The organism is Clostridium sp. (assembly GCF_032552055.1).
Taxonomy (GTDB): Bacteria; Bacillota; Clostridia; order Clostridiales; family Clostridiaceae; genus Clostridium.
Window position 1 is genome coordinate 1 of sequence record NZ_JAWGSV010000393.1, and the last position, 1,689, is coordinate 1,689.

Here is a 1,689-nt window from a genome sequence, read left to right on the forward strand (position 1 = left end):
TGATAGCAAACTGTTATATATAAAAATATTTCTTAATAAGTATAGTATATATGCTTTCAATTTAGATAATTTACAAGTAAGGTTTAAACTTATAATATTAAAGACTATAGATTATTAATTGAATCATATATATATCATGATTTTGGAGGATAGCTATGAATCTCTCAATAGATGCTAGGGGTATTAACCTTTATAATGGTACAGGAATAGGCACATATACTGAAAATTTGCTAAGGGAACTTTTAAATATAGACCAAGAAAATAATTATTCTATTTTCTGGAGCGGAAAAAACTATGAAGATTTTAAAAAAATGAATAGTAAAATTATTTTGACATCCAAAAAACATGGTGGTTTTTATGAAAATTACTATTTTCCAAGCTATATAAAAAATAATAAAATTGATATCCACCATATACCTCAAAACGGGATTGGATTATGTGAAAATTATAGCTCTAATTGCGTTGTAACAATTCATGATTTAATTCCATATGTATTACCTGAGACAACAGGAAGAGGCTATTTAGAAAGGTTTTTAAAGAATATGCCAAGCATTATAGATAATGCTAAAGGAATACTTACTGTGTCTGAGTATTCTAAAAAGGATATTTTAAAATTCTTTAATCATATTTCAGAAGATAAAATTTTCGTCACCCCTCTAGCTGCTAACTCAAACTTTAAACCTTTGGATAAAGAAGCCTGCAGAAAATTAATTAATAGCAAATATAACTTTACTACTCCTTATATCCTATACATAGGAGGATTTAGTTCAAGAAAGAACGCTAAAAATCTGATATTAGCCTTTGATAAAATAAAAAAAGATTTAAAAGTAGAACACTCCCTTCTTTTGGCAGGTTCTCTTAGAGATGAAGGAAAAAAACTACTTGAACTTTCTAAAGGTTTATCCTCTAGAGATAATATTATTTTCACTGATTTCATTTCAGAAGAGTTGCTTCCAAGCTTATATAGTGGATCTGAAGCTTTTATATATCCATCAACTTATGAAGGATTTGGGCTACCTCCCCTTGAGGCAATGAGTTGTAAGACTCCTGTTATTACTTCAAATATTACTTCCATCCCTGAAGTAACTGCTGATTCAGCTTTATTAATAAATCCATTTAATATAAATGAATTGGAAGAAGCCCTTGTTAAATTATTAAATGATGATAATCTTAAAAATAATTTAGCTGAAGAAGGCTATAAAAAAAGCCTCCAGTTTTCATGGAAAAACACTGCCATAAAAACTTTGGAAGCTTATAAAAAGATTTATACTTTTTGATTTATAAATTGTAGGATAATATCTTTAAACTCATCAATATTAGTGATGGCTGGAGCCCTTTCTATTGTATTCATTAATACTAATAAAGGGCTACTCCCTTTAATATTACTTCCATCTACTAGTTTTACGTTTAAAGCATATAAAGAACTAGGAAGGAAGTCTTTTTTTATAATTTCTTTTGATAGTAGTTCTTTATTAGTTGAGGCAAAAGCCATAAACCCTTTTATTGCCTCACTATTTTTCCCTACATTTAAAGCCACTAAATTTTTTCCACCTAAATCAAATAATCTATTTTCTCCTATATTAAGAGCCGGAGGATTCTTACACTCCCATATACCTTCAATTTCTCCTTCAGATAATGCTTTATAAAAATCAAGACCTGAAATACTACATATATAGTTATCTGAAGTAG

At 28.4% G+C, this 1,689-nt stretch carries 1 protein-coding gene and 1 pseudogene; one reads left to right on the forward strand and one right to left on the reverse strand.

Annotated elements, in window-relative coordinates:
* The first annotated feature begins 155 nt into the window (after nucleotides 1–155).
* Entirely contained in the window at nucleotides 156–1,277 is a 1,122-nt protein-coding gene (locus E6248_RS15845) for a glycosyltransferase family 1 protein (RefSeq protein ID WP_316341731.1), read from the forward strand.
* On the opposite strand, the pseudogene E6248_RS15850 reads toward E6248_RS15845, so the two are convergent.
* A pseudogene (locus E6248_RS15850) lies at nucleotides 1,265–1,689 on the reverse strand (carbohydrate ABC transporter substrate-binding protein); the annotation flags it as partial. The gene E6248_RS15845 and the pseudogene E6248_RS15850 overlap by 13 nt on opposite strands.